25 protein-coding genes are annotated in these 25,329 nt (G+C 61.2%); 3 read left to right on the top strand and 22 right to left on the bottom strand.

The window, feature by feature from the left end; genetic code table 11:
- Position 1 precedes the first annotated feature (1 nt).
- The 14 genes from GL286_RS06350 to GL286_RS06285 all read right to left on the bottom strand — a co-directional run bounded on the left by GL286_RS06350 (position 2) and on the right by GL286_RS06285 (position 14,779).
- Positions 2-880, bottom strand: coding sequence for an ABC transporter permease (locus GL286_RS06350; RefSeq protein WP_155094913.1), 879 nt, complete (start codon positions 878-880; stop codon positions 2-4).
- 17 nt (positions 881-897) lie between these two features.
- Positions 898-1,920: an ABC transporter permease gene (locus GL286_RS06345; RefSeq protein WP_155094717.1), complete on the bottom strand. Its 1,023-nt coding sequence runs from the start codon at positions 1,918-1,920 to the stop codon at positions 898-900.
- Between the two features lie 91 nt (positions 1,921-2,011).
- A complete protein-coding gene (locus GL286_RS06340) occupies positions 2,012-2,326 on the bottom strand; it encodes a cupin domain-containing protein (protein ID WP_155094716.1) in 315 nt (104 codons plus the stop codon).
- A gap of 64 nt (positions 2,327-2,390) precedes the next feature.
- Complete coding sequence (locus tag GL286_RS06335; protein ID WP_211596229.1) at positions 2,391-3,128, bottom strand: FadR/GntR family transcriptional regulator; 738 nt, start codon at positions 3,126-3,128, stop codon at positions 2,391-2,393.
- 29 nt (positions 3,129-3,157) lie between these two features.
- On the bottom strand, positions 3,158-4,258 hold the full coding sequence (locus GL286_RS06330; protein ID WP_155094715.1) for a dienelactone hydrolase family protein: 1,101 nt from the start codon (positions 4,256-4,258) through the stop codon (positions 3,158-3,160).
- Between the two features lie 9 nt (positions 4,259-4,267).
- Positions 4,268-5,863: an ABC transporter substrate-binding protein gene (locus tag GL286_RS06325; protein WP_155094714.1), complete on the bottom strand. Its 1,596-nt coding sequence runs from the start codon at positions 5,861-5,863 to the stop codon at positions 4,268-4,270.
- Between the two features lie 79 nt (positions 5,864-5,942).
- On the bottom strand, positions 5,943-6,569 hold the full coding sequence (locus tag GL286_RS06320; protein WP_155094713.1) for an SGNH/GDSL hydrolase family protein: 627 nt from the start codon (positions 6,567-6,569) through the stop codon (positions 5,943-5,945).
- 7 nt (positions 6,570-6,576) lie between these two features.
- On the bottom strand, positions 6,577-7,725 hold the full coding sequence (locus GL286_RS06315; RefSeq protein ID WP_155094712.1) for a mandelate racemase family protein: 1,149 nt from the start codon (positions 7,723-7,725) through the stop codon (positions 6,577-6,579).
- Positions 7,726-7,883: 158 nt separating this feature from the next.
- Positions 7,884-8,990 carry a glycoside hydrolase family 88/105 protein gene (locus GL286_RS06310; protein ID WP_155094711.1) on the bottom strand — a complete coding sequence of 369 codons (1,107 nt, stop codon included), beginning with the start codon at positions 8,988-8,990 and terminating at the stop codon, positions 7,884-7,886.
- Between the two features lie 9 nt (positions 8,991-8,999).
- On the bottom strand, positions 9,000-10,535 hold the full coding sequence (pglA, locus tag GL286_RS06305; RefSeq protein ID WP_155094710.1) for a polygalacturonase PglA: 1,536 nt from the start codon (positions 10,533-10,535) through the stop codon (positions 9,000-9,002).
- A gap of 58 nt (positions 10,536-10,593) precedes the next feature.
- The gene (locus tag GL286_RS06300; RefSeq protein WP_155094709.1) at positions 10,594-11,859 is read right to left on the bottom strand and encodes an ABC transporter substrate-binding protein; all 1,266 of its coding nucleotides are present in this window, start codon (positions 11,857-11,859) and stop codon (positions 10,594-10,596) included.
- A 26-nt stretch (positions 11,860-11,885) separates the two neighbouring features.
- Entirely contained in the window at positions 11,886-12,995 is a 1,110-nt protein-coding gene (locus GL286_RS06295) for an ABC transporter ATP-binding protein (protein WP_155094708.1), read from the bottom strand.
- Positions 12,995-13,894 (bottom strand): carbohydrate ABC transporter permease, encoded by a 900-nt coding sequence (locus GL286_RS06290; RefSeq protein WP_211596227.1) that lies wholly within the window; start codon positions 13,892-13,894, stop codon positions 12,995-12,997. Before GL286_RS06290 ends, GL286_RS06295 begins: the two co-directional genes overlap by 1 nt.
- Before the next feature lie 3 nt (positions 13,895-13,897).
- The gene (locus GL286_RS06285; protein WP_155094707.1) at positions 13,898-14,779 is read right to left on the bottom strand and encodes a carbohydrate ABC transporter permease; all 882 of its coding nucleotides are present in this window, start codon (positions 14,777-14,779) and stop codon (positions 13,898-13,900) included.
- A gap of 208 nt (positions 14,780-14,987) precedes the next feature.
- On the opposite strand from GL286_RS06285, the gene GL286_RS06280 reads away from it, so the two are divergent.
- Positions 14,988-15,896: an AraC family transcriptional regulator gene (locus tag GL286_RS06280; protein ID WP_155094706.1), complete on the top strand. Its 909-nt coding sequence runs from the start codon at positions 14,988-14,990 to the stop codon at positions 15,894-15,896.
- A 30-nt stretch (positions 15,897-15,926) separates the two neighbouring features.
- Here the strand turns inward: GL286_RS06280 and GL286_RS06275 are convergent, their stop codons facing one another.
- From GL286_RS06275 to kduI, 8 genes are all read right to left on the bottom strand, one after another.
- Positions 15,927-17,207 (bottom strand): TRAP transporter large permease, encoded by a 1,281-nt coding sequence (locus tag GL286_RS06275; RefSeq protein WP_155094705.1) that lies wholly within the window; start codon positions 17,205-17,207, stop codon positions 15,927-15,929.
- A gap of 4 nt (positions 17,208-17,211) precedes the next feature.
- Positions 17,212-17,730, bottom strand: coding sequence for a TRAP transporter small permease (locus tag GL286_RS06270; RefSeq protein WP_155094704.1), 519 nt, complete (start codon positions 17,728-17,730; stop codon positions 17,212-17,214).
- 53 nt (positions 17,731-17,783) lie between these two features.
- A complete protein-coding gene (locus GL286_RS06265; protein ID WP_170295091.1) occupies positions 17,784-18,764 on the bottom strand; it encodes a TRAP transporter substrate-binding protein in 981 nt (326 codons plus the stop codon).
- A gap of 55 nt (positions 18,765-18,819) precedes the next feature.
- Positions 18,820-19,680: an amidohydrolase family protein gene (locus GL286_RS06260; protein WP_211596225.1), complete on the bottom strand. Its 861-nt coding sequence runs from the start codon at positions 19,678-19,680 to the stop codon at positions 18,820-18,822.
- On the bottom strand, positions 19,677-20,813 hold the full coding sequence (locus GL286_RS06255) for a mandelate racemase/muconate lactonizing enzyme family protein (protein ID WP_155094702.1): 1,137 nt from the start codon (positions 20,811-20,813) through the stop codon (positions 19,677-19,679). Before GL286_RS06255 ends, GL286_RS06260 begins: the two co-directional genes overlap by 4 nt.
- Entirely contained in the window at positions 20,813-21,730 is a 918-nt protein-coding gene (gene kdgD / locus GL286_RS06250; RefSeq protein WP_155094701.1) for a 5-dehydro-4-deoxyglucarate dehydratase, read from the bottom strand. Before kdgD ends, GL286_RS06255 begins: the two co-directional genes overlap by 1 nt.
- 88 nt (positions 21,731-21,818) lie before the next feature.
- A complete protein-coding gene (gene kduD / locus GL286_RS06245; protein ID WP_155094700.1) occupies positions 21,819-22,559 on the bottom strand; it encodes a 2-dehydro-3-deoxy-D-gluconate 5-dehydrogenase KduD in 741 nt (246 codons plus the stop codon).
- A complete protein-coding gene (kduI, locus tag GL286_RS06240; RefSeq protein WP_155094699.1) occupies positions 22,556-23,380 on the bottom strand; it encodes a 5-dehydro-4-deoxy-D-glucuronate isomerase in 825 nt (274 codons plus the stop codon). Before kduI ends, kduD begins: the two co-directional genes overlap by 4 nt.
- A gap of 179 nt (positions 23,381-23,559) precedes the next feature.
- Here kduI and GL286_RS06235 point away from each other — a divergent pair, with 179 nt between their 5' ends.
- Together GL286_RS06235 and GL286_RS06230 are read left to right on the top strand one after the other, a co-directional pair.
- Positions 23,560-24,363: an NAD-dependent epimerase/dehydratase family protein gene (locus GL286_RS06235; RefSeq protein WP_155094698.1), complete on the top strand. Its 804-nt coding sequence runs from the start codon at positions 23,560-23,562 to the stop codon at positions 24,361-24,363.
- 49 nt (positions 24,364-24,412) lie between these two features.
- Positions 24,413-25,147 carry a FadR/GntR family transcriptional regulator gene (locus tag GL286_RS06230; protein ID WP_155094697.1) on the top strand — a complete coding sequence of 245 codons (735 nt, stop codon included), beginning with the start codon at positions 24,413-24,415 and terminating at the stop codon, positions 25,145-25,147.
- Positions 25,148-25,329: the final 182 nt, after the last annotated feature.

Here is a 25,329-nt window from a genome sequence, read left to right as displayed (position 1 = left end):
ATTACCTCCGGTTCATCTGCTTCGGGTCCAGCGCATCGCGCAGCCCGTCGCCCAGCAGGTTGAAAGCAAGGCTGACGGTCAGGATCGCGAGACCCGGGAAGGTCACCAGCCACCAGCTGTCGATCATGTAGCGCCGCCCCGTGGCGATCATCGCGCCCCATTCCGGCATCGGCGGCTGTGCGCCAAGGCCAAGAAAACCCAGACCCGCCGCCGTCAGGATCACCGTCGCCATGTTCAGCGTCAGGCGGATCAGGACCGAAGGCAGGCACATCGGCATGATCGACTTGAAGATGATCCGCATATCCGACGCGCCTTGCAGGCGGGCGGCGGCGATGTAATCGGCCTTGCGGAAGGTCATCGCCTCGGCCCGCGCCAGACGCGCGATCGGCGGCCATGCGGTCAGCGCGATGGCGATGATCGCGTTGTTCAGGCTTGGCCCCAGCGCCGCCACGAAAGCCAGCGACAGGATCAGCGAGGGGAAGGACAGGAAGATGTCGGTGATCCGCATCATGATCGTATCCAGCCGCCCGCCCATATAGCCGGCGGTCGTGCCCACGATCATCCCGATAGGTCCGACCACGATGGACACAAGGAAGATGATCGTCAGCGAGATGCGCGAGCCCCAGACGAGGCGGCTGAAGATATCGCGGCCCAGTTCATCGGTCCCGAAGTAATGGCCATTCCCCGGCGCCTTCAGCGTATTCGCCAGATCCTGCGCATAGGGATCATGGGTGGCGATCAGCGGCGCGAACGCCGCGATCACGATCAACAGGCCCAGCACGATCAGCCCGAAGGCCGAGGTCGGCGACCGCATGAGAAAGGTCAGGATATTGCGCAGCACAAGCAGCGAGGACGGCAATTGCGAGGCCTGACGTGGCATGTCTGTATCTTTCACGGTCATTTCGTCCTCGGGTCAAAGGTACGGTACAGCAAATCCGAGAGCAGGTTCAGCACGATGAAGATGACGCCGACGATCAGCACACAGGTCATGACAGCATTCATGTCGCCGATGATCAGGTTGTTCGTCAGATACTGCCCGAACCCGGGCCATGCGAAGACGGTCTCGATCAGCACCGCCCCTTCCAGAAGCGAGCCGTAAGCCAAAGCTACGATGGTCACCAACTGGACGCGGATGTTGCCGAAGGCATGCAGCCAGATCGTCTGGCCGCGCGACAGGCCCTTCACGCGGGCCGTCGTCATATATTCCTGCCCCAGCTGGTCCAGCATGAAGCTGCGCGTCATACGGGTGATATAGGCCGAAGAGGAATAGCCCAGAAGCGAGGCCGGCAGGATCAGGTGGTTCACGGCGGACCAGAAGACATCCATCTCTCCGGCCAGCAGGCTGTCGATCAGCAGGAAGCCGGTGCGTTCATCGACCATGCCGATATAGAACTGCTCCATCCGCCCCGAGCCGCCAACCCAGCCCAGATGGGCATAGAAGACGATCAGCGCGATCATCCCGGTCCAGAAGATCGGCATCGAATGCCCGAACAGGCTGAAAACGCGGATGATATGGTCCTGCCACTTGTCCTTGTTCACCGCAGCCGTCACGCCCAGCGGAATGCCAAGCCCCGCGCCGATCAGGATGGCGAAGGTGGCAAGCTCGATGGTGGCAGGCATGGCGCGCAGGATATCCTGCATCACCGGCTGGCCGGTGCGGATCGAGGTGCCGAAATCTCCGGTCAGCACGTCGCCCAGATAGCGCAGGAATTGTTCCCAGATCGGGCGGTCAAGGCCCAATTGGTGATAGACCATCTCATAGGTCTCTCGCGTCGCATCCTCACCGACGATGGCCCGAACCGGATCGGCGGGCATCATTCGGCCGATCACGAAGGTCAGAACCAGAAGCCCGAGAAGCGTGATGAGGATGGTCGTCGCCTGCGACGAAACGCTTTTCAGGCGCAGCTGTGCATTCTGCATAGATCCTCCCTGATGGCAAAGCCGGCCTCCCCCGCTATGCCACCTAACTAAAACCTGTCAGACAAGCGACGGTTGCGCGCCGCTGTTCGGATTACAAGAAGTCGTCTCGACGCGGAGTGAAGCAGTCGATCAGTTCACCGCTATCCAGACATTCGCAGCCATGCGTCACATTGGAAGGAATGACGATGCTGTCGCCGACGTTCAGCACAAGGGTTTCGTCGCCGCGGAAGAACTTGAAGCTGCCCTTCGCGACATAGGTCGATTGCGTATGGGGATGATTGTGCAACGCACCACATGCGCCGGTTTCGAAACGGAACGAAACAACCATCAGATCGGAGTTCTCGGCCAATACCTGCCGCTGGACGCCTTTGTCCGGAGTTGCGACGGGATATTCGGGACGGGACATAGGGAATCTCCTCACTCGTGCAAGATGTCTTATAATACCAGACATCCTGTAAGACAAGTTATATCTAAGCTGCCGAGCCACCTGCCCGCAGCAATTCCTGGTAACGTTCGAGGCTGCCGCGCAGATGTTCTTTCATCCGCTGGGCAGCCGCAATGCCGTCAGCCTCGAGAATGGCGTCAACTATGCGACTATGCTCGTCTTGCAAATGCAAATTATAGTCGCGGGGACGCTCTCCGGGTTGCCCGCCCTGCAATTCTCCACGCGGAATAATGCCGGAACGGATCAGCTGCAGGAATTCGGGAAAGCGGCGGTTCTGTGTCGCATTGGCGATGGCAAGGTGGAATTCGAAATCGGCATCGCGGGTCGGCTGACCCTCGCGCAGGCAGCGTTCGACGACGCGGTGCGCGTCCAGAATGGCCTCTAGTTGGGACGGAGACCTGCGGGTAGCAGCCAAGGCAGCCGATTCCACTTCGCAGGCGGTGCGCAATTCCAGCAATTCGATGACCGAAGAAATCCGCGCGGTCGTCAGCCCGTCAAAGGGGCGCGCCTCTCGCGTCGCCGGATCAAGGGCAAAGACCCCTGCCCCTTTCCGCGCCTCGACCAGACCATCGGCGCGCAATGCGGCGATGGCCTCGCGCACGACAGCGCGGCTGACCGAATGGATTCGGGTCAGTTCATGTTCGCTCGGCAAGCGATCTCCAGGCCGGAAGTTGCCTGCCTCAAGTTCGCGACGCAGCGAGTCGCTGATACGGTCCACCATGGACTCGCGCATGGGGGGAACTGCGGCTAATTCTGGTTTCATGCTAGTTCTCCGGTTTACGCCTGACTTGTCTAGCATATTTCCGAGCCTGTTATAGCCGTATCAGACACGCCAAATGCCTGCCCTAACCAAAGTAACGCCGTGTCCTGCCGGAGTTTGCCGAATGCGTGCCCGCCCGGCGGGCGCTCGAGCCGCAGGTTTTGCACGACTCCTGCCGCCGTCCAGATAGCGCCAAGCTGTTCATATGCAGCCGCGACCGCAGCCGCAGGAAACAGGTGATCCTGATCGCCAACTTCGAAATACAACGGTTTTGGCGCGGCCAGTCCGGCCAGATCCGGCAGGTCCAGATGTGCGTGCAGTCCCGGATGGGTCATCCAGAATGCCGACTGCCCGCGCATCTGGTTGTTCCCCGGAACGGCCAGCCCCGGTAGACTTGCCATCCAGCCCGAAGCCACCGCTGCCGAGATATGCGGCGACAGTGCCGCGAGCTGCCATGCCCGAAATCCGCCCAACGAAAAGCCGACTGCGCCGATCCGCTGCGGATCGACCCCCGACAATCCGGCCAAAAACCGTGCCGCTGCGATATCCTCGGCAGCCAGGATACCGGCGGGACTGGTCCCGATCTGCATCAGGTTGCAGGCCAGCGCCTGCTGTGCCTCGTAGCCGTTGCCCTGCCGCGCGCCCCAACCAAGCGCATCGACTGCCAGCACCAGATACCCCCGTTCCGCCAGGCGGTCACCCGGCCAGACACCGTCGAAGAACCGGTCGGCCCAAGCCTGCGCTGGCCCCGCATCCGGTCTGAGCGGACGAATGCATTTTTCCTTGCCGATGCGGAATTCCGAGCCGTGATCATGCAACATCAACGCTGCGGGATGAGGCGCGGCAGATTTCGGACGCAGCATCAATGCCGGCCATTCGTCATCGTCCTCAAGAAGGATCGCCCCCTGATGCGCGACATAGCCACCCCGATCCTCGGTCGCGTCGGTGCGCCAGCCGCAAGGCTGTTCCCGCAAAGCCGGATCGGGCAGGATATGGCGCTCTGCCAAGGCGCGCGCGGCATTTTGCCAATCGGCAAACCCACCGCCAGTTTGCGCCCAGCCCGCGGGAAACCCACGGGCCAAGGCCATTTTCTGCAGCCGTAACACCAGATTATCTGCGGTGATCCCGGCCATAATGCTGGATTACCGCGTTTTGGTGACGGTCTCGAAGCGGGTCAGCCACGGGTTCACAGTCAGACCTTCGATGTCCGAACGGAACGCCGCACTGTCCACCACTTCCGAGAACGGAATGATCGAGGTCACGGTTTTGTCCATATAATTCTGGATTTCTTCGTAATCGGTCTTTTGCTTGGCCGCATCGCGTTCCAGCAGCGCCGCCTCGATCATCTCATTCAGCTTGGCGTCGTAATAGCTGGTGCGCCAACCTTGATAGTTGGTCAGCTTCGCCTCGTCCGCGTTGTCGGGGTTATAAGCCAAGGCGCGCAGGTTGCTGTCCGGGTGCGGCTGCTGGCCGCCGCCGCCACGACCGACGAGCAGTTCAAAGTTACGCTCGCGCATCGCGCCATAGATCTGGTCGCCCGAACCGGTGATCATCTCGGCCTGAATGCCCGCCTGCGCCAGAGTGTTCTGGATCGCGGTCGCGGCCTTGATGAACGGGTCTTCCGACAGCACGCGCAGGGTGGTCTTGAAGCCGTTCGGATAGCCCGCCTCGGCCAGCAATTCCTTGGCCTTGGCGACGTCCAGCTTGTAGCCCTGATCGGGCAACTGGCCCAGAACGCCGGTGGTCAGCGGACGCTGGTGCAGTTTGCCGTAGTAAGGCATCACGGCCTTATCCAGACCTTCGTAATCGATCAGCAGCCGCAGCGCCTCACGCACTTTCGGATTGGCGAAGCGCTCGTCCTTCATCGAGACGGACAGGTAGTAGAAGCCCGCGCCGGGGGTCGAGGCGATCTTGATATGCTCGTCCTTCTCAAGGGCGGTCAGATCGGGTGCCTGCATCGAATAGGCAACGTCGATATCGCCTTTTTCCAGCATCAGGCGCTGCGATTGCGATTCCGGCAGGTGGCGCATCAGAACGCGGTCCATCGCCGGAGCGGTGCCCCAGTAATTATCGCTCTTGGTCAGGATGATATATTCGTTCGACGCCCATTTGGTCAGGACATAGGGCCCCGAACCGGCCGAGTTCAACGTCAGCCATGCCTGCCCCTGATCGCCGTCTTTCTCGTTCTCAAGTACGGTCTTGCTGTCAAGGATCGAGCCGGGACCGTTCTGCGCAAGGATCATCAGGATCATCGCCGGATCATCGGGCTTCGCCAGCTTGAAGGTGAAGGTGTTAGCGTCGTCGGCGATGAAATGCTCGGCGGCGTTCTCGGCAGTGACGCCGCGCGATTTAAGGAAGCTCGCCTGTGCGAGGTTCAGCGTCATCACACGCTTCAGGCTCCAGACTACGTCATCGGCGGTCACCGGATTGCCCGAAGCGAATTTCGCGTCCTTGCGTAGGTGGAAGGTGATCGACATGCGATCCTCGGCCACGTCCCAGCTTTCAGCCATGCGCGGCTGGATCGAGCGATCCTCGGGGGACAGGGTGACCAGAGTGTCGTAAAGGTTGTTCAGAACCTGAACCGTCTCGCGACCGGTGATCGCAGCAGGATCGAGGGTCAGGATGTTGCTCATCGTCGTCGCGACGATCAGCTGATTGTCAGGCGTTTCGGCCCATGCTGCCGGAGCCGCACCAATCATCAACGCGCCAAGTGCTACGGATGCCAGAAAACGTTTCATCATTCCTCCCTTTGGTGCCGCGTCAGTGGCGTGCGGCTCGCCGTGGGACCAACCTGTCGGGCAGGTTGGTCGAATTTGATCACGCGAGCAAGTCCGCTACCGGTCCTGCCAGCGCCTTGCCGATCGCAATGGTATTTGCGGCGTCTAGATGCACACCATCCTCGACCGAGGGGTTGGCCACGGTCGCCGCATCGAAGAAGCCGCAACCCAGTTCGCGGGCAAGACTTGCGTAAAGCGGCGCGAAAAGCTGCGATTCAGCAATGATCCGCCCGCCCGCAGGTCCGCCGGAAGCGGTGGGACCACAAAATGGCGGTGCGACAATCAACAGCTTCGGCACGGCCTTGCGTGGCTTGTAGGGGAAGGTCTCGACAATCTCGGCCAGACGGCGGATGCCGCTTTGCGCCGAGATCGCCTGGCCGCCATGCACGGGCTTCAGATCGTTCGTCCCCAGCATGAGGATCACCAGATCCAGCGGCATATGTACGCCAAGCGCCATTTGCAGCGCCCATGCCCCATTGCGGCTGGCGGCACCGGAATGGTCGTCACGGATGGTCGTCCTGCCACCCAGACCGTCGCCGATGACGCGGGCATTGCCAAGCTCGGCTTCCAGCACCATCGGCCATTGCGCGGCAGGCGGGTGACGCAGACCCGTGACCGGATCAGCACCCCAGGTCAGGCTGTCTCCGAAGGCAAGGATCTGCTTCATCTTCCCCTCACTTCAAGCGGTTGTTTTCGATGAAGTCGAAGTCGATGTCTTCGCCCAGACCCGGACGGTCCGGCACATGGACAAAGCCGTCGCGGTCCATCGGGTCCGAAAGCGATTTCAGGTAATCGTGCCCGTCATCATATTCGAGGAACGGATGCAGCAGCCCGCGCTCGTACCAGCGGCAGTTCTTGGTTGCGGCAACGACATGCAGGTTCATCGCCGTGTTGCCGTGAACCTCGCATTCCATGCCGAACGCTTCCGCCATATGCATGGTTTTCAGCGCCGGAGTAATGCCGCCGACATCGTTCACGCCGGTGCGCAGGATGTCGCAAGCACCAAACTTGACCCATTCCGCGCGGTGCCAATGCTTGCCCGCGGCGCTTTCAGGACCCACGACCGGAATGTCCAGATTCTCGGAGAGCCACTTATAGGAGGACATCGACTGTTCATCCATCGGCTCTTCGATCCAGTCAAAGCCCAGCTTTTCCAAGCCCTTGCCAAGCGCCAGCGCGTCCGAGCGCGAATACCAGTGGAAGGCGTCGATCATCAGGCGGATATCGGGTCCGACCGCCTCGCGCACGGCGGCGCAGGCTTTCAGGTCCATGCGGACATCCGGAGCCCAGCTGACCGGAGGCATCCATGTATGAAGTTTGATGCCCTTGTAGCCGCGCTTGACCAGCGTTTCGGCAAAGCGGCCATAATCCTCGGGGGTGGCAAGGCCGCCCTCGAGTTCGTCGCCACACATGATCGAGCCGTAAGCCAGAACCTTGTCGCGATAGCCGCCGATCAGCTTATAGACCGGCTGGTTCAGCGCACGGCCTGCCAGATCCCACAGCGCGCAATCGACAACAGCCAGAGTGCGGTCGGTCAACTGCGCCGCCGAACCACGCTGCCAATGCGCCAGTTCCTGCCACAGACGCTCGCGGTCGCGGGCATCCTGTCCGACAAGCACCTTACGGACGAATTTCTCAAGCACATGCTCGCGCACGATTTCCGGTGCGGTAAAGGAGTGCCCCTCGTGTCCGTCCTCGGTGCGAATGGTCAACATCGCCTGCTGGACTTGGTGGGCAGGCCCCGGATGGGCATGGCCCGCGCTGTCCGAGTGACGGCGCGTCGTGGTCTTGAAGACGCGCGCCTCTACATGCGTGATGATCATGGCAACTCCTCGCAGGCTTCGATTTTCTGCAATATGCGTACCCAATCTGCCGAGTACCTGTCAAGACTTGTCTTACATGTTGGCAAACATGCTTGAGTGGACATGAAAAAAAGGCGCGGCCGAAGCCGCGCCTTGATCCATTTTGATTCGAAAGCCGTCTATTCGGCGGCCAGTGACGCCACATATTCGGCTTCGGCGCTGGCCATCATCAGCGGGCCGACACCCTTGGCATCGTCGGCGACGACAGCCTCGGTCAGGTAGTATTCCGGCGTGCCGTCACGATAGACGCCGCTGAACCCGCCCAGACCGGCGACCGAGCAGATCCCCGAGAAATGCCGCTCGCCGCTTTCCGACACGACACAACGCGTCTCAAGCGCATGCAACGCCTTCAGCCCCGCATCGCGCAAACGGTCCGCATCCGCGCTGGAGACCACCCCCAGCCTTGCCGCCCGCAGGAACGCATAGGCAAACATCGCCGAAGCCGAGCTTTCTTCATAGTTTCCTTGCAGATCGGGCGCTTCCAGCACCTGCGACCATAGCCCGCCCGCTGTCTGTAAATCCGCGAGTTTCAGCAACATACGCTTGGTCCGCAGCCGCAACCCGGCCGTCGTCTCGTCGTTTGGCAGCATAACCAGCGCATCGACCAGCGCCATGGCGAGCCACCCCATAGCCCGCGACCACACCGCCGGAGACTTGCCGGTTTCGGGATCGGACCAACGCTGCTCGCGGCTTTCGTCATAGCCATGGGCGTATAGCCCGCTGGGCGTTTCAGTCAGATCCAGCGCCGACTGGAATTGGGCCAAAGCGTCCTTGATCCGGTCGGTTTCGCCAGTCGCTTGCCCGAATTCGATCTGGAACGGCAGCGCCATATACAACCCGTCCAGCCAGACCTGATGCGGATAGCGCAGCTTGTGCCAGTAGTTTCCGGTGCTGATACGAGGATGCCGATCAAGCTGTCCGACAAGCAGGCGCGCTGCGGCCAGATAGCGGTCATCGCCGGTTTCGCGCCATAGCGGGAACAGGACACGACCCGACAGGATATTGTCGATGTTGAATTCCTCGGGATCATAGCCCTTCAGGCTTCCGTCCGGCCCGATCTGCGCATCGACAAAGCGATGCAGATGCGCACGCCAGCGTGGGTCACGGGTGGCATCGGTCAGCAGGTCCAGACCGCGATAGATGCAACCATCTTCGTAGCACCACGGTCCGCCCTTATACGCCTGATATTTCCGGCAATAAGCATCGAAGTAATCGGTCAAAGACATGGGGTAACCTCAGGCAAGGGTAATCGGCGCAAGCGACACCAGTTTGGCGTCGTCGCAATCAAGCATGGCCTGTTCGGCCAGCAGCGGTTCATGCAGCATCGGACGGACCCGATCGGCCATATCAGGCGGAGTCGGCACCGCATCGGCATCAAGCGATCCGATATTCAGGCGCCGGATGCGGACGTCTTCGATAGGAGCCTCGGGCAGTCCAAGGAAACAGCCCGCCGCGTGGGCAAGCCCGTCCAAGGTCACGTCCTCGACCGTGATGCCGCGGATATGCGGCGTGCGATCATCGACCGGAGCAGGCGCGCGATCTTGCACCCATGCCGCATGTCCGTCGGGGTCGCAGTGATAATGCGCGTTGACCGACAGGGCCGTCTGCACGCCCTTCATCGTGACGCGGCGCATGGCGATATCCGACACCACGCCGCCCCTGCCCCGACGCGTCTTGATGCGCAAGCCGCGATCCGTGCCCAGCATTTCGCAATCCTCGACCGCGACGTCATACACGCCGCCCGACATTTCCGAGCCGATGACCAGCCCGCCATGTCCGCGCTCCATCAGGCAGTGCCGGACGCGGATATTGCGTGTCTCGGCCAGATGATCGTCCTGACCTTCCGGACCGCGCTTGCCCGCCTTGACCGCGATGCAATCGTCACCGACCGAGAAGCGGACCCCTTCGATGGTGACGTCCCAGCACATTTCGGGATTGAACCCGTCGGTGTTCGGGCTGTCCGCCGGAGCCTGAATGTTCAGCCCCACCGCCTTGATGCGGTCGCAGCCTTGCGGGTGGATCGTCCAGCTCGGCGCGTTGCGGATGGTAAAGCCAAGCAAGGTCACGTCGCTGCAACCGATCAGATGCAGGCCGCGCGGGCGGCGGGCGCCGTCGCGGGTTTCCTTTGGCCAAGTCCACCAATCGCCCTTGTCGCCCGAGCCATCAACGCAACCTCTGCCCGCAATCACCAGCCTGTCCGCACCAATGGCGTGCAGCGGAGCAGCAAAACAGTTGGCGGGTAAACCTTCCCAGCTGCCCAGCATCTGGCCTTGTCCATCACGCGCGGGCAAGATCGGCCAACCGTCGCGCAAAGATGGCGCGCGCAGAAAAGCACCCTCGGCAAGATACAGGGTCATATCGGATTTCAGCGCGACGGGCATCGTGACCCAATCGCCTTTCGGCAAATAGACCGTGCCGCCGACCGAAACAGTCGCCACGGCGTCGGCCAGAATCGCAGCATTGTGCCGCGCCGTCGCCAGATCATCATGCGGCGCGCCCTCGATCATCCCTTCGGGACGGATCAGCCCGGCGCAAACCGGTGTCCGGAATTCGATTTCGTCCAGCCCTTCGACCCGCAACCGGTAGCTGGTCGCAGGTTCCAGATCGTCCAGCAACAGGACGACGCTTTCGGCCTTACCCTGCCGCTCGGGCTGGTTCGAAACCGCTAACCGCCAGTTCAGAGGCTGCGGCAAATGGTAAAGCGCTCCGTTGACGGGAAGCCGCAAGGCGACGGCCCGCGCCGACACGGCGAGAGGGATAGGGCTGTTCATCGTGATGCCTTTTGCGAATTACCCGCCGCACCTGACGCGGCACGGCGGGCGGGGATCGTCAGTCGAACTCGGCCAGAACGTCGTTCGTGCCGTCGATGATCTGCTGGGCCGCGTCTTCGGCCGAGATCTTGCCATAGGCGAACTCTTCGAGCGTATCGATGAAGTTGCCGCGAACCTCGGGATGCTCGTTGAAGGGCGAGATCACCGGACCCGATGCCGCAACGACAATCGCGTTCGCCGCGCGCACTTCAGGCTCGCCCTCGCCAGCCAGCCGCTCGGCTGCGACTTTGGACGACGGCAGACCGCGCGACGTACCCAAGGCGTCGATACCTTCCGGCTCGTTCAGCAGGCAGTTCACGATCTGCGCCGCTGCTTCCTGATTCTTCGAGTTCTTCGAGATCGAGAACAGCATCGACGGTTTGCGATAGACACCATCCGTCACCGCGCCTTCGATATGCAGCATCGGGAACGGCTTCAGGACCTGCCCCTCTTGCAGCGGATCGGCGTATTTCGAGAAGGTCGAGTCCCACTCATACGAACCGGCGATCTTGCCCGCAGCCCAATCGGGCTTCTCGAACAGGTTCACATTGCCGTCCGAGGCTTCCTGCTTCTGCGAGCGGATTGCGCCGATTTCGACCAGATGACCAAGGAAATTGATGCCCGCAGTCAGATCCTCGGGCGTCCATGCGACGCGGTTGGTCTCGGGATCGACCAAATCCTTGCCGGTCTTCTGGACCACGGCCAGCGTGACCAGAAGCTGCGCCGTCTCTTTCACCGCGTTGAAGGTGTAATAGTCGTCGCCCAGCTTTTCCTTGATAGTCTTGGTGGCGGCTTCCAGTTCGGCCCAGTTGGTCGGAACAGCGACACCGGCCTTCTGGAAGGTCGTTTCGTTGAAGAAGAAGGTCCGGCCCGTGGTCGAAACCGAGATCCCCTGCAACTTGCCATCGACCGAACCAGAGTTCAGATCGGCTTCGCTCCATTGCGTCAGATCCAAACCCTTGAGCGTGCCCAGATCGGCAAAGCCCGTGCCATCGCGCGAGAACAGCGGCATCCACGGCCAGTTGATCTGGACGATATCGGCCTCGGTTCCGCCAGCCATCTGCGTGGTCAGCTTTTCCAGATAGCCGTCAAAGCCGGTGAACTCGCCCTTGATGGTGTGGCCGTGCTTGGCGCCGCAGGCTTCCAGCGCCTTTTGCGTCGCGACATGGCGGCTGTCGCCTCCCCACCAGGACATGCGCAGTTCGGCGGCGGACGCGGCTTGCGCGACCGTCATCGAAATCAGCGCGGTGCTGGTCAGAACAGCCGCAAAGCGTTTCAGTTTCATGGTTTCCCTCCTCTGTAGCCTCGAAATCAGGCGGCCAACCTGTGCCGATCCAGCGAAACATTGCTGCCATCGGACTTGTCAAAAATGTGCATGTGCTCGGCAAGAGGCCTTAGCCCGATCATGTCCGCGCGGCCCAGTTGCTCGTATTCGGCGGTCCCGATCACGGCGATGATCTTCTGCCCCTCCAGATCGGCATGCAGATAGACCTCGTGGCCCATGAATTCGGCATTGGTCAGACGCGCTTTCAACCCGTTCGGGTCAAGCACCAGATGCTGCGGACGCACGCCCAGAACCCCGTCAGCCGGTTGCGAGGCCAGACGCGACAGGACCTCGTCACCCAAAGTCAGGCGCTGGTTGCCGATGACGAACTGGCCGCCCTGCAAATGGCCGTCGATCAGGTTCATCTCGGGGCTGCCGATAAAGCCTGCGACGAACAGGTTCGCGGGGTGGTTATACAGTTCTTTCGGGGTCGCGACCTGCATGATGTGTCCGGCCTGCATGACGCAGATGCGGTCGCCCATGGTCATGGCTTCGGTCTGGTCATGGGTGACATAGATCACCGTCGAGGAAAGCCCCTCGGCCTTGAGACGCCGATGCAGATCGGTGATCCGCACCCGCATCGAAGCGCGAAGTTTCGCGTCAAGGTTCGAAAGCGGCTCGTCGAACAGGAACACGCTGGGCTTCTTGATCAGCGCGCGACCAAGGGCCACACGCTGGGCCTGACCGCCGGAAAGCTGCTTCGGCAAGCGGTCCAGAAGCGGCTCGATTTCGAGGATGCGGGCCACGTCATTGATCGCGGTCTCGATCTCGGGCTTGGACTTGCCGGCGATCTTCAGCCCGAAGGCCAGATTACCGCGCACTTTCATATGCGGGTAAAGCGCGTAGTTCTGGAACACCATGGCAATCGAGCGCTTGCCCGGAGGCAGGTCGTTCACCCGCTGGCCACCGATGATCACCTCGCCGCCGGTGATATCCTCAAGGCCCGCGATCATCCGCAGGGTGGTGGATTTCGCGCAACCCGAGGGGCCGACGAAGACCATGAACTCGCCGTCCTCGATGTCAAGATTGATGCCGTGGACGGCCTTGACCGATCCGCCATAGACTTTTTCGATGTTGCGAAGCTGGACGCGTGCCATCAGCCCTTCACCCCCCCTGAGGAAATACCTTCGATGAAATAGCGCTGCGCGGCGAAGAAGATGATCAGCGCGGGCGCGATGGTCAGGACCGACATCGCAAGGATGCGGTTCCACTCGAAGGCTTCGGTTGTATCGATAGAAAGCTTGAGCGCGAGGCTGACCGGATATTTGTCCACCGAGGACAGATAGATCAGCGGCCCAAGGAAGTCGTTCATGGTCCACATGAACTGGAACAGGCAGACCGAGATCAGCGCCGGAGCCAGCATCGGCACCACGATATAGATCAGCGTCTGCAGGCTGTTCGCACCGTCAACACGTGCGGCTTCCTCCATGTCCGAGGGCAGCGAGCGCAGGAACTGCACCAGCATGAAGACAAAGAACGCATCCCCAGCCAGTGCCGACGGCACCCAGAGCGGCAGGAAGCTGTCGAGCCAGCCCAGATCACGGAACAGCAGATATTGCGGAATGCGCGTCACCACGTTCGGCAACAGCAGCGTCGCGATCACGGTCGTGAACAGGATCTTTTTCAGCGGGAAATCGAAGCGCGCGAAAGCATAGGCCGCCATGGTGCAGCTGATCGCCGTGCCGATGGTTTTCGGCAGGATGATCAGGAACGAATTCCAGAAAAAGCGCCCGAACGTATAGGGGGTCGAGGTCTCCCAACCCTTGATATAACCGTCCAGCGTCGGTTCACGCGGGATGAAGCCCGCGCCCGAGAAGATCTCGGAATTGGTCTTGAAGCTTGCGCCGACCAGCCAGATCAGCGGGTAAAGCATCAGGATGCCGACCACGAAAAGCAGGACGTAACGAATGGTCGCCGATATCATCCGCATCCGGGCGCGCTTGGCGGCCTGAGCGTCGTTGAAGGCATCCATATCCAGCATGGCATTGGTGTCCATGGCTCAGCTCCTTTTATCGCCGGCGTAATAGACCCATTTCTTCGACGACCAGAAGGCGATCAGGGTCAGGACCATGATGATGCCGAACAGCACCCAGGCGATGGCAGAGGCGTAGCCCATGTTGAACTTCTTGAAGGCCTCGTCGTAGATATACAGCGGCAGCAGATAGGTCGATTTCAGCGGGCCGCCCTGCGTGATGATGTAGGGGCCGTTGAACTCCTGGAACGCCTGCACCATCTGCATGATCAGATTGAAGAAGATCACCGGCGTCAGCAGCGGCAGTGTGATCGAGAAGAACACCCGCGTCTTGCTGGCCCCGTCGATGGCCGCAGCCTCGTACAGCGACTTGTCGATGGATTGCAGCGCCGCCAAAAAGATCACCATGGCCGAGCCGAACTGCCAGCAGCGCAGCAGCGTAATGGTGAACAAGGCGTTGGTGGGGTCTCCGAACCAATCGACCGGACCCAGCCCGATCATGCCCAGCCCCATATTGGCCAGACCCTCGGACGCGAAGATGTAGCGCCACAGCACCGCGATCGCGATCGAGCCGCCAAGGATCGACGGGACGTAGAAAGCGGTGCGGAAGAAATTGATGAACTTGAGTTTGTAGTTCAGGATCGCCGCGATAAACAGCGCGAAGGCCAGTTTCAGCGGAACGGTCAGGAACACATAGGTCAGCGTGACCCACAGCGACTTCTCGAAAGTCCGGTCGCGGGTCAGAAGCTTCTCGTAGTTTGCCAGCCCCGCCCAGCGAGGCTCGCTCATCAGGTCATATCGCGTGAAGCTCAGGTAGAACGACGCAATGAACGGGATCGCGGTAAAGACCAATAGGCCAAGGACATAGGGCGCCAGATAGGCCAGACCCAGAAAGCGTTGCCGTTTCATGCGCAGCCCCTTTCGGGACACGCGACGGTCCAAGTTGCGGAATCGTGCAAGTGTAACCTCCAGATCGGGCGAAGCGGATTGGGCACGAGATGTGTCCCAAGGCTTGTCCCCGATCCCTCCCTGTCAGAATTCGGTAAGCGACTTCTTGTCAGGAGGTGGAATAACCGAAATCTAGGGGCAGACTGAATTGACAAACGAGGAAAAAAAAATGGACGAAATCGAAGGTGGGATTCTGGCCTCGATTCCGCCTTCCGCGCTGTCGCTGACGCTGACCCGCGCGGCGATCCGGATGGAGCATTCGACCACCTGGGCCATCGACAAAACGAACCCTGTCGATGACCTCGTGATCTGCCTCGAAGGCCGCGGGCATTACCTGATCGACGACGAGGCCCGCGTGCTGGAGTCGGGCGACGCCATGCTGATCCGCCGTGGCCAGCGTTTCCGCGGCCATAACGAAGGCCCCGCCACCTATCGCGGTGTGGCCCAGCACTTCACGCTGAACATCTACGGCTTGCACGACCTGATCGGCCAGATGGACCTGCGTCCGCATCTGCATCTGTCGCGCTGGCCGTTGCTGGAACCGATGGCATGGCATTACCGCCAAAGCGCCCCGCCTGAATCGGTGACACTGGGCCAACATCACCTGTTCATGGTGCTTCTGATCGCCTTTATCGAGGATGCCTTCATCGGCTGGCGCGACAGCGCGACCTATCTGCCCGAAGGGACTCATGCGCTGGATCTGGCGGTGATGAAGGCCGCGACGATGATCTCGGCCAATCCCATCGACCCGGATATCGCGGTTCGCGCCGTTGATTCGGCGCCTTATAACCGCGACTATTTCCTGCGCGAGTTCCAGCGCCGCGTCGGCCGCACGCCGCGCAAGTATCAGGAATACCGCCGGATGGAGCGCGCGATGCATCATCTGGAATCGGGGCTGAACGTCTCGGCCACCGCGGCAGAGGTCGGTTATTCCGATCCCTATTACTTCTCGCGCATGTTCAAGCGGACGTTGGGCCTGTCACCGCGCGAACATATGCGCCGGATCGAAAAAAGCCGCCATGGCGGCTTCATGCGGCTGGACGAGGACGAACAGGAATCCAAGCTGGCCGGAAACTGAAAGGGCCCGCCAAACCGGCGGGCCCCTTGATTATTTGAAGACCGAAGGCAGCCACAGCGACAGCGCCGGTATGTAGGTTACCAGCATCAGCGTGCCGAAGGCCGCGCCGTAAAACGGCCAGATCGTCTTCATCACCTGCCCGATGCCAATCCTGCCAACGGCGCAACCGACGAACAGGACCGAACCGACAGGCGGCGTACACAGCCCGATGCCAAGGTTCAGGATCATGATGACGCCGAAATGGATCGGATCGACCCCGAAAGCCATTGCGACCGGCAGGAAGATCGGCGTGGTGATCACGATCAGCGGCGACATGTCCATGAACGTGCCAAGAATCAGCAACGTGATGTTGATCAGCAGCAGGATCACGATCGGGTTGTTCGAGATCTGTTGCAGGAACTCGATCATCTGGGTCGGAACGCGCAGATAGGCCAGAAGCCAGCCGAAACATGCCGCCGAACCGATCACCATCAGCACCATGGCCGTGGTGCGGACCGCACCCAGCGTGGCCTCGATGAAGTCCTTCATGCTGAGCGTGCGATACAGGAACACCGTCACCAGCAAGGCATAGACCACCGCGATGTTCGAGCTTTCCGAGGCGGTGAAAATTCCCGAGCGCACACCACCGAAGATGATCGCGATCAGGATCAGCCCGGGAATGGCGCTCATGAACAGCTGGCCAAGAATGGCGAAACCGGGGAACGGCTCGGTCGGGTAGCCGCGCTTGCGGGCAACCAGCCAGGCGACGACCATCAACGACAGCGCCAGCAACAGGCCCGGAATGATGCCTGCCGTAAACAGATCGGCAATCGACAGACGACCACCGGCCGCGATCGAATAAATGATCATGTTATGCGACGGCGGGATCATCAGCGCGATGATGGCCGCGGTCACGGTGATGTTCACCGCATAATCCACGCTGTAGCCACGCGCCTTCATCTGCGGCACCATCAGGCCGCCGATGGCCGAAGCATCAGCCGTTGCCGAGCCGGAAATCCCGCCGAACATCACCGAGGTCAGGATGTTCACCTGCCCCAGACCGCCGCGCAAATGGCCGACTATCGCGCCAGCCAATGCGACAAGCCTTCGGGCAATGTCACCCCGCACCATCAGGTCGCCCGCATAGATGAAGAACGGAATCGCCATCAACGCATAGACCGACACACCCGAGTTCAGGCGCTGGAACACCACCACCGGCGGCAGCCCCATATACATGACGGTCGCGAAGCTCGCGATACCAAGGCAAAAGGCGACCGGCGTGCCGATCAGCAGCAGGAACGTGAAGCTGCCGAAAAGAATGATAAGTTCCATGGCCTTATTCCTCGACCAGATCGCCGAAACGCAGAGTACGCAGGCCGACAAGGCGGCGCAGAATGCGTTCGAAGGCAAAGATGACCAGCAGGACACCCCCGCCGATGATCGGGGCAAAGTCGAAGGCGCGCGACAGGCCAAGCCCCGGAATCACGTTATCGGCGGCCTTCGCCGCAAGGCTCCAGCCGTAATAGGTCATGCCGACGCCGAATGCCGCGATAGCGATATCCGAAATCGTGTGCATCCACCCCTGCAACCATTCCGGCATGATCATCAGCAGAACGTCAAAGGACAGGTGCGTCCCCTCGCGGATTCCGACTGCGGCACCAAGAAAGATGAACCAGCCCATGATCAGAACCGATCCCGGCTCGGCCCAATGCAGGCTGCTGTTCATGACATAACGCACGAACACCTGCGCGAAGACGAAAACGGTCATCAAGGTCAGCCCGATGCCGGCCACCCAAAGGGCAACCGATGCCAGACGACCAGTAAACCGTTCCGCCGCAAGCAAAAAGTCACGCATCACGCGCTCCTTGGAATGAATGGGCGGTACCGAAATGGCACCGCCGCGCAGGCTTACTCAGTAGCTTGGATCTTGGCGACGAGGTCTTTGGCTTCCGGGGTCGCGACATATTTCTCGTAGACCGGAGCCATCGCGTCGATGAAGGGTTGCTTGTCGATATCGCGGGTGATCTCGGCACCGGCTTTCACGACCGCAGCTTCCGACTCGGCGACCTTCTTGTTCCATAGGTCACGCATGACCGGGACGGATTCCTGGCCGACTTCTTTCAGCAGGGCCTGATCTTCGGGCGAGAGTTTCTCCCACGACAGTTTCGAGACCGCCAGAACCTCGGGCATGATCAGGTGTTCGTCGAGGGTGTAATACTTGGCAACCTCGGCATGGCCCGACGTGTCATAGGACGGCTGGTTGTTCTCGGCCCCGTCGATGACGCCGGTCTGGATCGAGGAATAGACCTCGCCGTAAGGCATCGGCGTCGCATTGGCACCAAGCGCCGACATCATGTCGACGAAGACGTCCGACTGCATGACGCGGAACTTCATGCCCTTCAGGTCGGCGACTTCTTTGATCGGCTTCTGGCTGTTGTAGAAGCTGCGTGCGCCACCGTCGTAATAGCCCAGCACGACCAGATCATGCTTGGCGAAGCCTTCGGCGATCTGATCGCCGATCGGGCCGTCCATGACCTTATGCATGTGGTCAGCCGAGCGGAAGATATAGGGCAGCGAGACGATCTGCGTTTCCGGCACGAGGTTGTTGAACGGACCGAACGAGGCGCGGACCATGTCGATCACGCCGAACTGGGTCTGCTCGATCGCGTCCTTTTCTTCGCCCAGGGCCGAAGCCGGGAAAACTTCCACGCAGATGCGACCCTGCGAGCGTTCCTTGAGCTGCGTACCCAGCCAACGCACCGCCTCGACGGTCGGATAACCATCGGGGTGGGTGTCGGCGGAACGCAGTTGTACTTCGCAATCCGCCGCAAAGGCAGCACTGGCCCCTCCGGCCAGAATAGTGCCACAAATCAGAAGCGTACGGGTCAGTTTCATATTCATCCCTCCCAAGGTCTGAGTATTTTTGGTTTCTTCCCTTACCGCCTCAGACTGGCGGCAATCCATAGAGTTCTTCGGGATTGGTCACCAGAACGTCACGACGCGTTCCCTCTGGCAGCCATCCCAAGGACAATTCTGCAAGCTTCACGTCGTCCGGATAATCCTCGGTGCGTGAAATGCCGTTATGCGGCCAATTCGTACCCCATACGATTCGCTCGGGCGCATGCGCAGCGATTCGGCGCGACAGGCCGGCGATATCCTCGTAGGGCCAGCTTTCCTGGCTGCTTTCGTAGACCCCGGCGAATTTGAACCAGCAATTTCCCTTGTCGATCAACTGCAACACCGCGTCGATCTCGGGGCTGTCAGCCGCCGCGCCACGGAAAAACTTGCCGTGGTGATCGAAGACCCAGCGCGATTTCATCGCCAACAGGCGCGGCAGATGGGTCAGGATATCCGAACCGTTGAACTGCACCGCCACCATCCAGCCCGCTGCATGGGCGCGGGCATCGACGGCCTCCAGATGCTCGAGGTTGAGCGCGCCACCGGGCAGATCCATGATCCGCGCGCCGACAATGCCCTTGTCCGACAGATCGGCCATCTCGGCATCCGAGGTGTTGCCGTCAATGATCCCGACGCCGCGCGCGCAGTCGCCCATTTCGGCGATGCTGGCCAGCAGGTTCGAGTTGTCGCGCTGATGGGCATTGCCCTGCGTGATGATGACGCGATCCAGCCCCATCCATTTCATCAACTGCCGATAGTCATCCGCGCCCGGCAACGGGTCGGCGGGCAAGGCCGGACCTCCCGGCAGCGCGGGATATCCGGGCAGATACATGTGCATCTGCGTGTCGACAGCACCACGTGGAAAAGGGACGCTCGGAGGCGTCCCTGTCAGCTTGCGCTCAATCATGCGTCTTTCATCCTGAATTCGGCCAAAGCATCGCGGTTGACCTCGATCCCCAGGCCTGGCCCGTTTGGAATGGCGACCGTGCCATGCACCGCCTCGATCGGGGTGTTCAGCACCGCCTGACGGAACGGGTTATGGGTGCGGTCGAATTCCATGATCGGCTCGACCGGATTGACGCGGACGGGGTCCGGCGTCTGCGCCGCCATGAATTGCAGGGCAGCAGCGATATGGACGCCCGTGCCCCAGACATGCGGCACAATCCGCACGCCGTGAAGGCTGGCCACCGTCGCGATCTTCATCGCCTCGGACAAACCACCACAACCGGCCATATCGGGCTGCAAAATATCGACCGCGCGGGCTTGCAGGGCCGCGTTCATGCCCCAGCGCGTGTGCCACGTCTCGCCGCCCGCGACGGGGATCGGCTGGTTCGCGCGCACCTCGGCATAGGCCGAAAGCTGTTCGGGGACGACAGGCTCTTCGAACCAGTCGATGTCATATTCGGCGGCGGCGCGGCCGACCTTGATCGCCTCGGCGACCGTATAGCCGTGGTTCGCGTCGATCATCAGGCGCATGTCGGGGCCGATGGCCTCGCGCACGGCGCGGATGACGCGCATATCCTCGGTAACGCCAAAACCGATCTTGATCTTGCAGGCGTGGAAGCCGTCAGCGCGGCGCTGCGCCATTTCGGACGCGTTGTCCTCGACGCGGTCCACGCCGTCGCGCTTGAAGCTGCCAGTGGCATAGGCGCGCACGGATTCGCGCCAGCGCCCGCCCAGCAGGGTCGAGACCGAGACACCAAGCGCCTTGCCCTTGATGTCCCACAACGCCATGTCGATGCCCGACAGTGCCGTGATGGTCAGCCCGCGCTGCCCTTGATCGCGCAGCGCGTTGTAAAGCGTCGCCCAATGCCGTTCGGTGGCCCGCGGGTCTTGGCCAATCAGCCAGCCCGCGTAGGAGGCGACCACCGCGGCATTGGGGCGTGCCGGGCCAAGGCATTCGCCCCAGCCCACCGTGCCGTCATCACACTCGACCTCGACCAGAACATGCGCCCGGCGGTCGAACCGCATCGAAGCACTCTCGAAGGGCACTTCCAGACGATGTTCCAGAAGGTGCGTGCGAATGGCGGCAATTTTCATCAGGCGGCTTTCTTGCGCTGATAGGGCTCGATCAGAGCGGCCATCATGTCCATTTCGGCTGCGTCCAGATCTTTCAGCGGCGAGCGGACGGCACCTGCGTCGAAGCCTTGCAGACGGACGCCTGCTTTAATGGCCGAAACGGCGTAGCCTTTGGAGCGGTTGCGGATCGCCATGAACGGGTAGAAGAACTCGTTCAGGATGCGCTCGCAGTTTGCACGCTCACCGGCGCGCAGCGAGTTGTAGAACTCGTTGGCCAGACCCGGAACGAAGTTGAACACCGCCGAGGAGTAGGTGGTGAAGCCAGCGCCCAGATAGGCTTCGGCGAACAGTTCCGCGGTCGGCATGCCACCCAGATAGGTCAGGCGGTCGCCCATTTTCGCGGTGATCTGGCGGACCAGACCGATATCGCCGGTGCCGTCTTTGAAGCCGACCAGATTCGGGCAGGCGTCGCACAGGCGGGCCAGCGTGTCGGCGGTCAGAACGGCGTTGTCGCGGTTGTAGACCATGACGCCGAAATCGACCGAGTCACAGATTTTCTTGACGTGGGCGTACAGGCCCTCTTGCGGCGCGTCGATCAGGTAGTGCGGCAGCAGCAGGATGCCGTCAGCGCCGATTTTCTGGACCGATTGCGCGATCTCGACAGCCATTTCGGTGCCGTAACCGCAGCCCGAAACGATCGCGGTCTTGCCAGCGACTTCTTTCGCGGCACCGACGATTTCCGGGATTTCTTTCGGGGACAGCGAGAAGAACTCACCGGTGCCGCCAGCAGCGAACAGAACCGGAGCGTCATAGCCAGCCAGCCATTCGACATGGGCGCGATAGCTGTCGCCAGCAAATTTGCCTTCACCGTCGAAATGGGTGACCGGGAAGGAAAGAAGGCCGGAGCCGAGGGCGATTTTGAGCTCTGCAGGCGTCATGAGACTGTCCTCTGGTTAGGGTTCGCCAGAGGCATACGCGATGCCCCTGACAGGTGTCAACAACTTATCATACGAGTTGTGTGATAAGTTAGCGGGCGAGCCAGCCGCCATCCACGTTCAGCACCGCGCCATGCACATAGGAAGCAGCCGCCGAGCACAGGTAGACCGCAGTCCCCGCGATGTCCTCGGAGCGGCCCCAGCGACCCGCCGGAATGCGCTCGAGGATCGAGCGGCTGCGGTCGGGATCGTTGCGCAGGGCCTCGGTGTTGTTCGTCTCGATATAGCCCGGAGCGATGGCGTTGACGTTGATGCCCTTGGCGGCCCATTCATTCGCCATCAGCTTGGTCAGGCCTGCGACGCCATGTTTGCTGGCGGTATAGGACGGCACGCGGATGCCACCTTGGAAGCTCAGCAGAGAGGCGATGTTGACGATGCTTCCCGGTTTGCCCAGCGCGATCAGCTCTTTCGCGAAAGCCTGACAGTTGAAGAACACCGCCTTCAGGTTGACGTCCATCACGTCATCCCAATCGGCCTCGCCGAATTCGACAGCATCGGCGCGACGGATGATACCCGCATTGTTGATCAGGATGTCGTAGCCCTGCCCCGCGAAAACGTCCTTCGCGGCCATGGGATCGGCAAAGTCGATCAGCAATTCGCTGCCCTTGCCCCCCGCCGCAGCGATCTGCGACAGGGTTTCCTCGGTGCTGCGACGCGCGGCGCAGACGACCTCGGCTCCGGCTTGTGCCAGACCGACGGCAATTGCCTGCCCAAGACCCGTATTGGCGCCAGTCACCAGTGCCTTGCGGCCTTCCAGCGAAAAGGGGCTCAACGCAGATCCTCCGGCTGGATGAAGTCCATATCGGTGTAATCGACGTTGTCACCGGCCATCGCCCAGATAAACGTGTAGGAACCGATACCTGCGCCCGAGTGGATCGACCAAGGCGGCGAGATCGCGCCTTCTTCGTTGCCGATGAACAGGTGGCGGGTTTCCTGCGGCTCGCCCATCAGGTGCAGGACGCGGGATTTCTCGTCCATGCCGAAATACAGATAGGCTTCCATGCGCCGGTCATGGACGTGGCTCGGAATGGTGTTCCAGACCGAACCGTCTTCCAGCTGGGTATAGCCCAGAACCAGCTGGCAGCTTTGCATGACCAGCGGGTGGATGAACTGGTTGATCTTGCGCTTGTTCGACGTCTCCACCGAACCGGTTTTCATCTCTTTGCTTTCGCCGAGAGTGATCAGCTTGTTCGGATAGGTGTGATGGGCGGGGCAGGAGGTGATGTAGAAACGTCCCTGCCCTGCGAAGGTGACGGCCCCAGCGCCCATGCCCAGATACAGCACGTCGCCGCGCTCCAGCGTCCAGGTCTCGCCACCCGCCGAAACGGTGCCGGTCTCGCCGACGTTGACGATGCCCATCTCGCGACGCTCAAGGAAGGTCGCGGTCTTGGTTTCGGCGACCTGATCCAGCACGAGGCTGCCACCGGCAGGAACGGCAGCGCCGATGACGAAGCGGTCATAATGGGTGTAGATCAACCGGATCTCACCCTCGCGGAACATGTCCGACGCCAGAAAGTTCTGACGCAGCGCAGCCGTGTCCATGGTCTTGGCATGGCTCGGGTGAACGGCCTGACGTGTCTCGACGGTCAGCATGGAATCCTCCTACAGGGTATTAATCATATAGGTTGACACTTGTTGTAGTATATGTTGACTACGTCAAGGACCATCTGACGGAAAAGACAGGGCAGGGCCTGTTGCCGTCACGGCAGACTGGCCCGGACAGCCTCTCGTCACAAGTTGGTGGCGATGACTTTTCATCCGGGAGGAAATTCATGCTCAAGCGACTGTTGATCACCGGTGCCGCGGGCGCGCTTGGCCGTGCGCTGACGCCACGCCTGCGCGATATGGCTGAAACCCTGCGTCTGGCCGACATCGTTCCCGTTCCGGACGCCCTGCCCCAAGATGAGGTCGTGCAATGCGATCTGGCCGATGCGGCGGCGGTCAATGCCATGGTCGCGGGCTGTGACGGCATCCTGCATCTGGGCGGCATCTCGGTCGAGCGTCCCTTCGATCCGATCCTGCAAGGCAACATCGTCGGCGTCTACAACCTGTACGAAGCTGCCCGCGTCCATGGCCTGCCCCGCATCCTGTTTGCCAGCTCGAACCACACCATCGGCTTCTACAAGCAGACCGAGCGCCTTGGTCCGGATTGCACCTACAAGCCCGACAGCCTGTATGGCGTCTCGAAAATATTCGGCGAGGCCGTGGCCCAGCTTTACTTCGAGAAATTCGGACAGGAAACCGCCCGCGTCCGCATCGGTTCCTGCACGCCGACGCCGGAAAACCACCGCGCCTTGGGAAGCTGGTTCTCGCATGACGACTTCCTGTCGCTGATTCGCGCCGTGTTCGAGGCGCCCTCGCTGGGTTGTCCGGTGATCTGGGGCGTGTCCGACAACGACGCCGGTTGGTGGGACAACAGCCATATCGCCGGACTGTGGCAAGCCAGTGACAATGCCGAGACGTTCCGCGCCAAAATCGAAGCGACCGTCGCCCTGCCCGCTGCGGACGAAGCCACGCGCGTCTATCAGGGTGGTATCTTCACCACCTACCCGATCTACCAGAAGACCGACGCATGACGTTCGCCACCCCGGCCCGCCATATGGCAACCAAGGTATGAGAACCAAGATGAAAGCGGATGACAGCCTTGCCCCGCCCGGCGCGACCCTTGTCGTGACCGTCCGGGATGAGTTGCGGCGCCAGATTCTGGCCGGGGATTACAAGCCGGGCGACCGTTTGCCCTCGGAATCGCGGCTGACGCAGGAATTCGGTGTCAGCCGCACCGTCGTGCGCGAGGCCATCGCGGCCCTGCGCGCCGATGGCATTGTCGAATCCAAACAGGGCGCAGGGGTTTTCATCCTGCCCCCGTCCGAGGCTGGCCCTCCGGTCTTTCGCGATGTCGATCCCGACCGCGTTTCCTCGATCATCGAGATTCTCGAATTGCGCACCGCTCTGGAATGCGACGGCGCAGCTTTGGCCGCCACCCGCCACTCGCCCGCACAAGAGGAAGAAATCCTCGAGGCCTTCCAGCGCCTGACCGAGTTGGCGCGCCAGCACAGGCCCACGGCCGAAGCCGATTTCGCTTTCCACATGGCCATCGCCCGCGCCTCGAACAATTCGCGCTTCGCCGAGGTGCTGCAACTGATCGGCAGCGCCATGATCCCGCGACTCGCGCTAAGCCGCGAAAAGGATCTGCCCGCGCCGCCCGACTACCTGAAGGTACTCGAGCAAGAGCACGGCGCAATCCTTGCGGCGATCCAGAACTCGGATCCCGAAGGCGCACGGCTGGCCATGGCGACGCATCTGAAAAACAGCCAGATGCGCTACCGCCAGCAATTGCGGAATGGGCGTCTCCCGTCGTGAAAAGGTGTCATAGGATGGCACCAAAAAGCACCTCGCGACCTCAAATCAGGAATATCGGATAAGCTGAGCAAACTGGCCTTTGACCAGCGACTGAGGGACTCAATTTCAGTGGCACCATCCGCCACTCTCGCGGCTTGCTCAAACGGCCTCCCCCCGCTCCGGGGAAAGGAAGCTTCGTCCCC

It is taken from the genome of Paracoccus aestuariivivens, from assembly GCF_009711225.1.
Lineage (GTDB): Bacteria > Pseudomonadota > Alphaproteobacteria > Rhodobacterales > Rhodobacteraceae > Paracoccus > Paracoccus aestuariivivens.
This window is presented reverse-complemented; position numbering and strand designations above follow the sequence as displayed.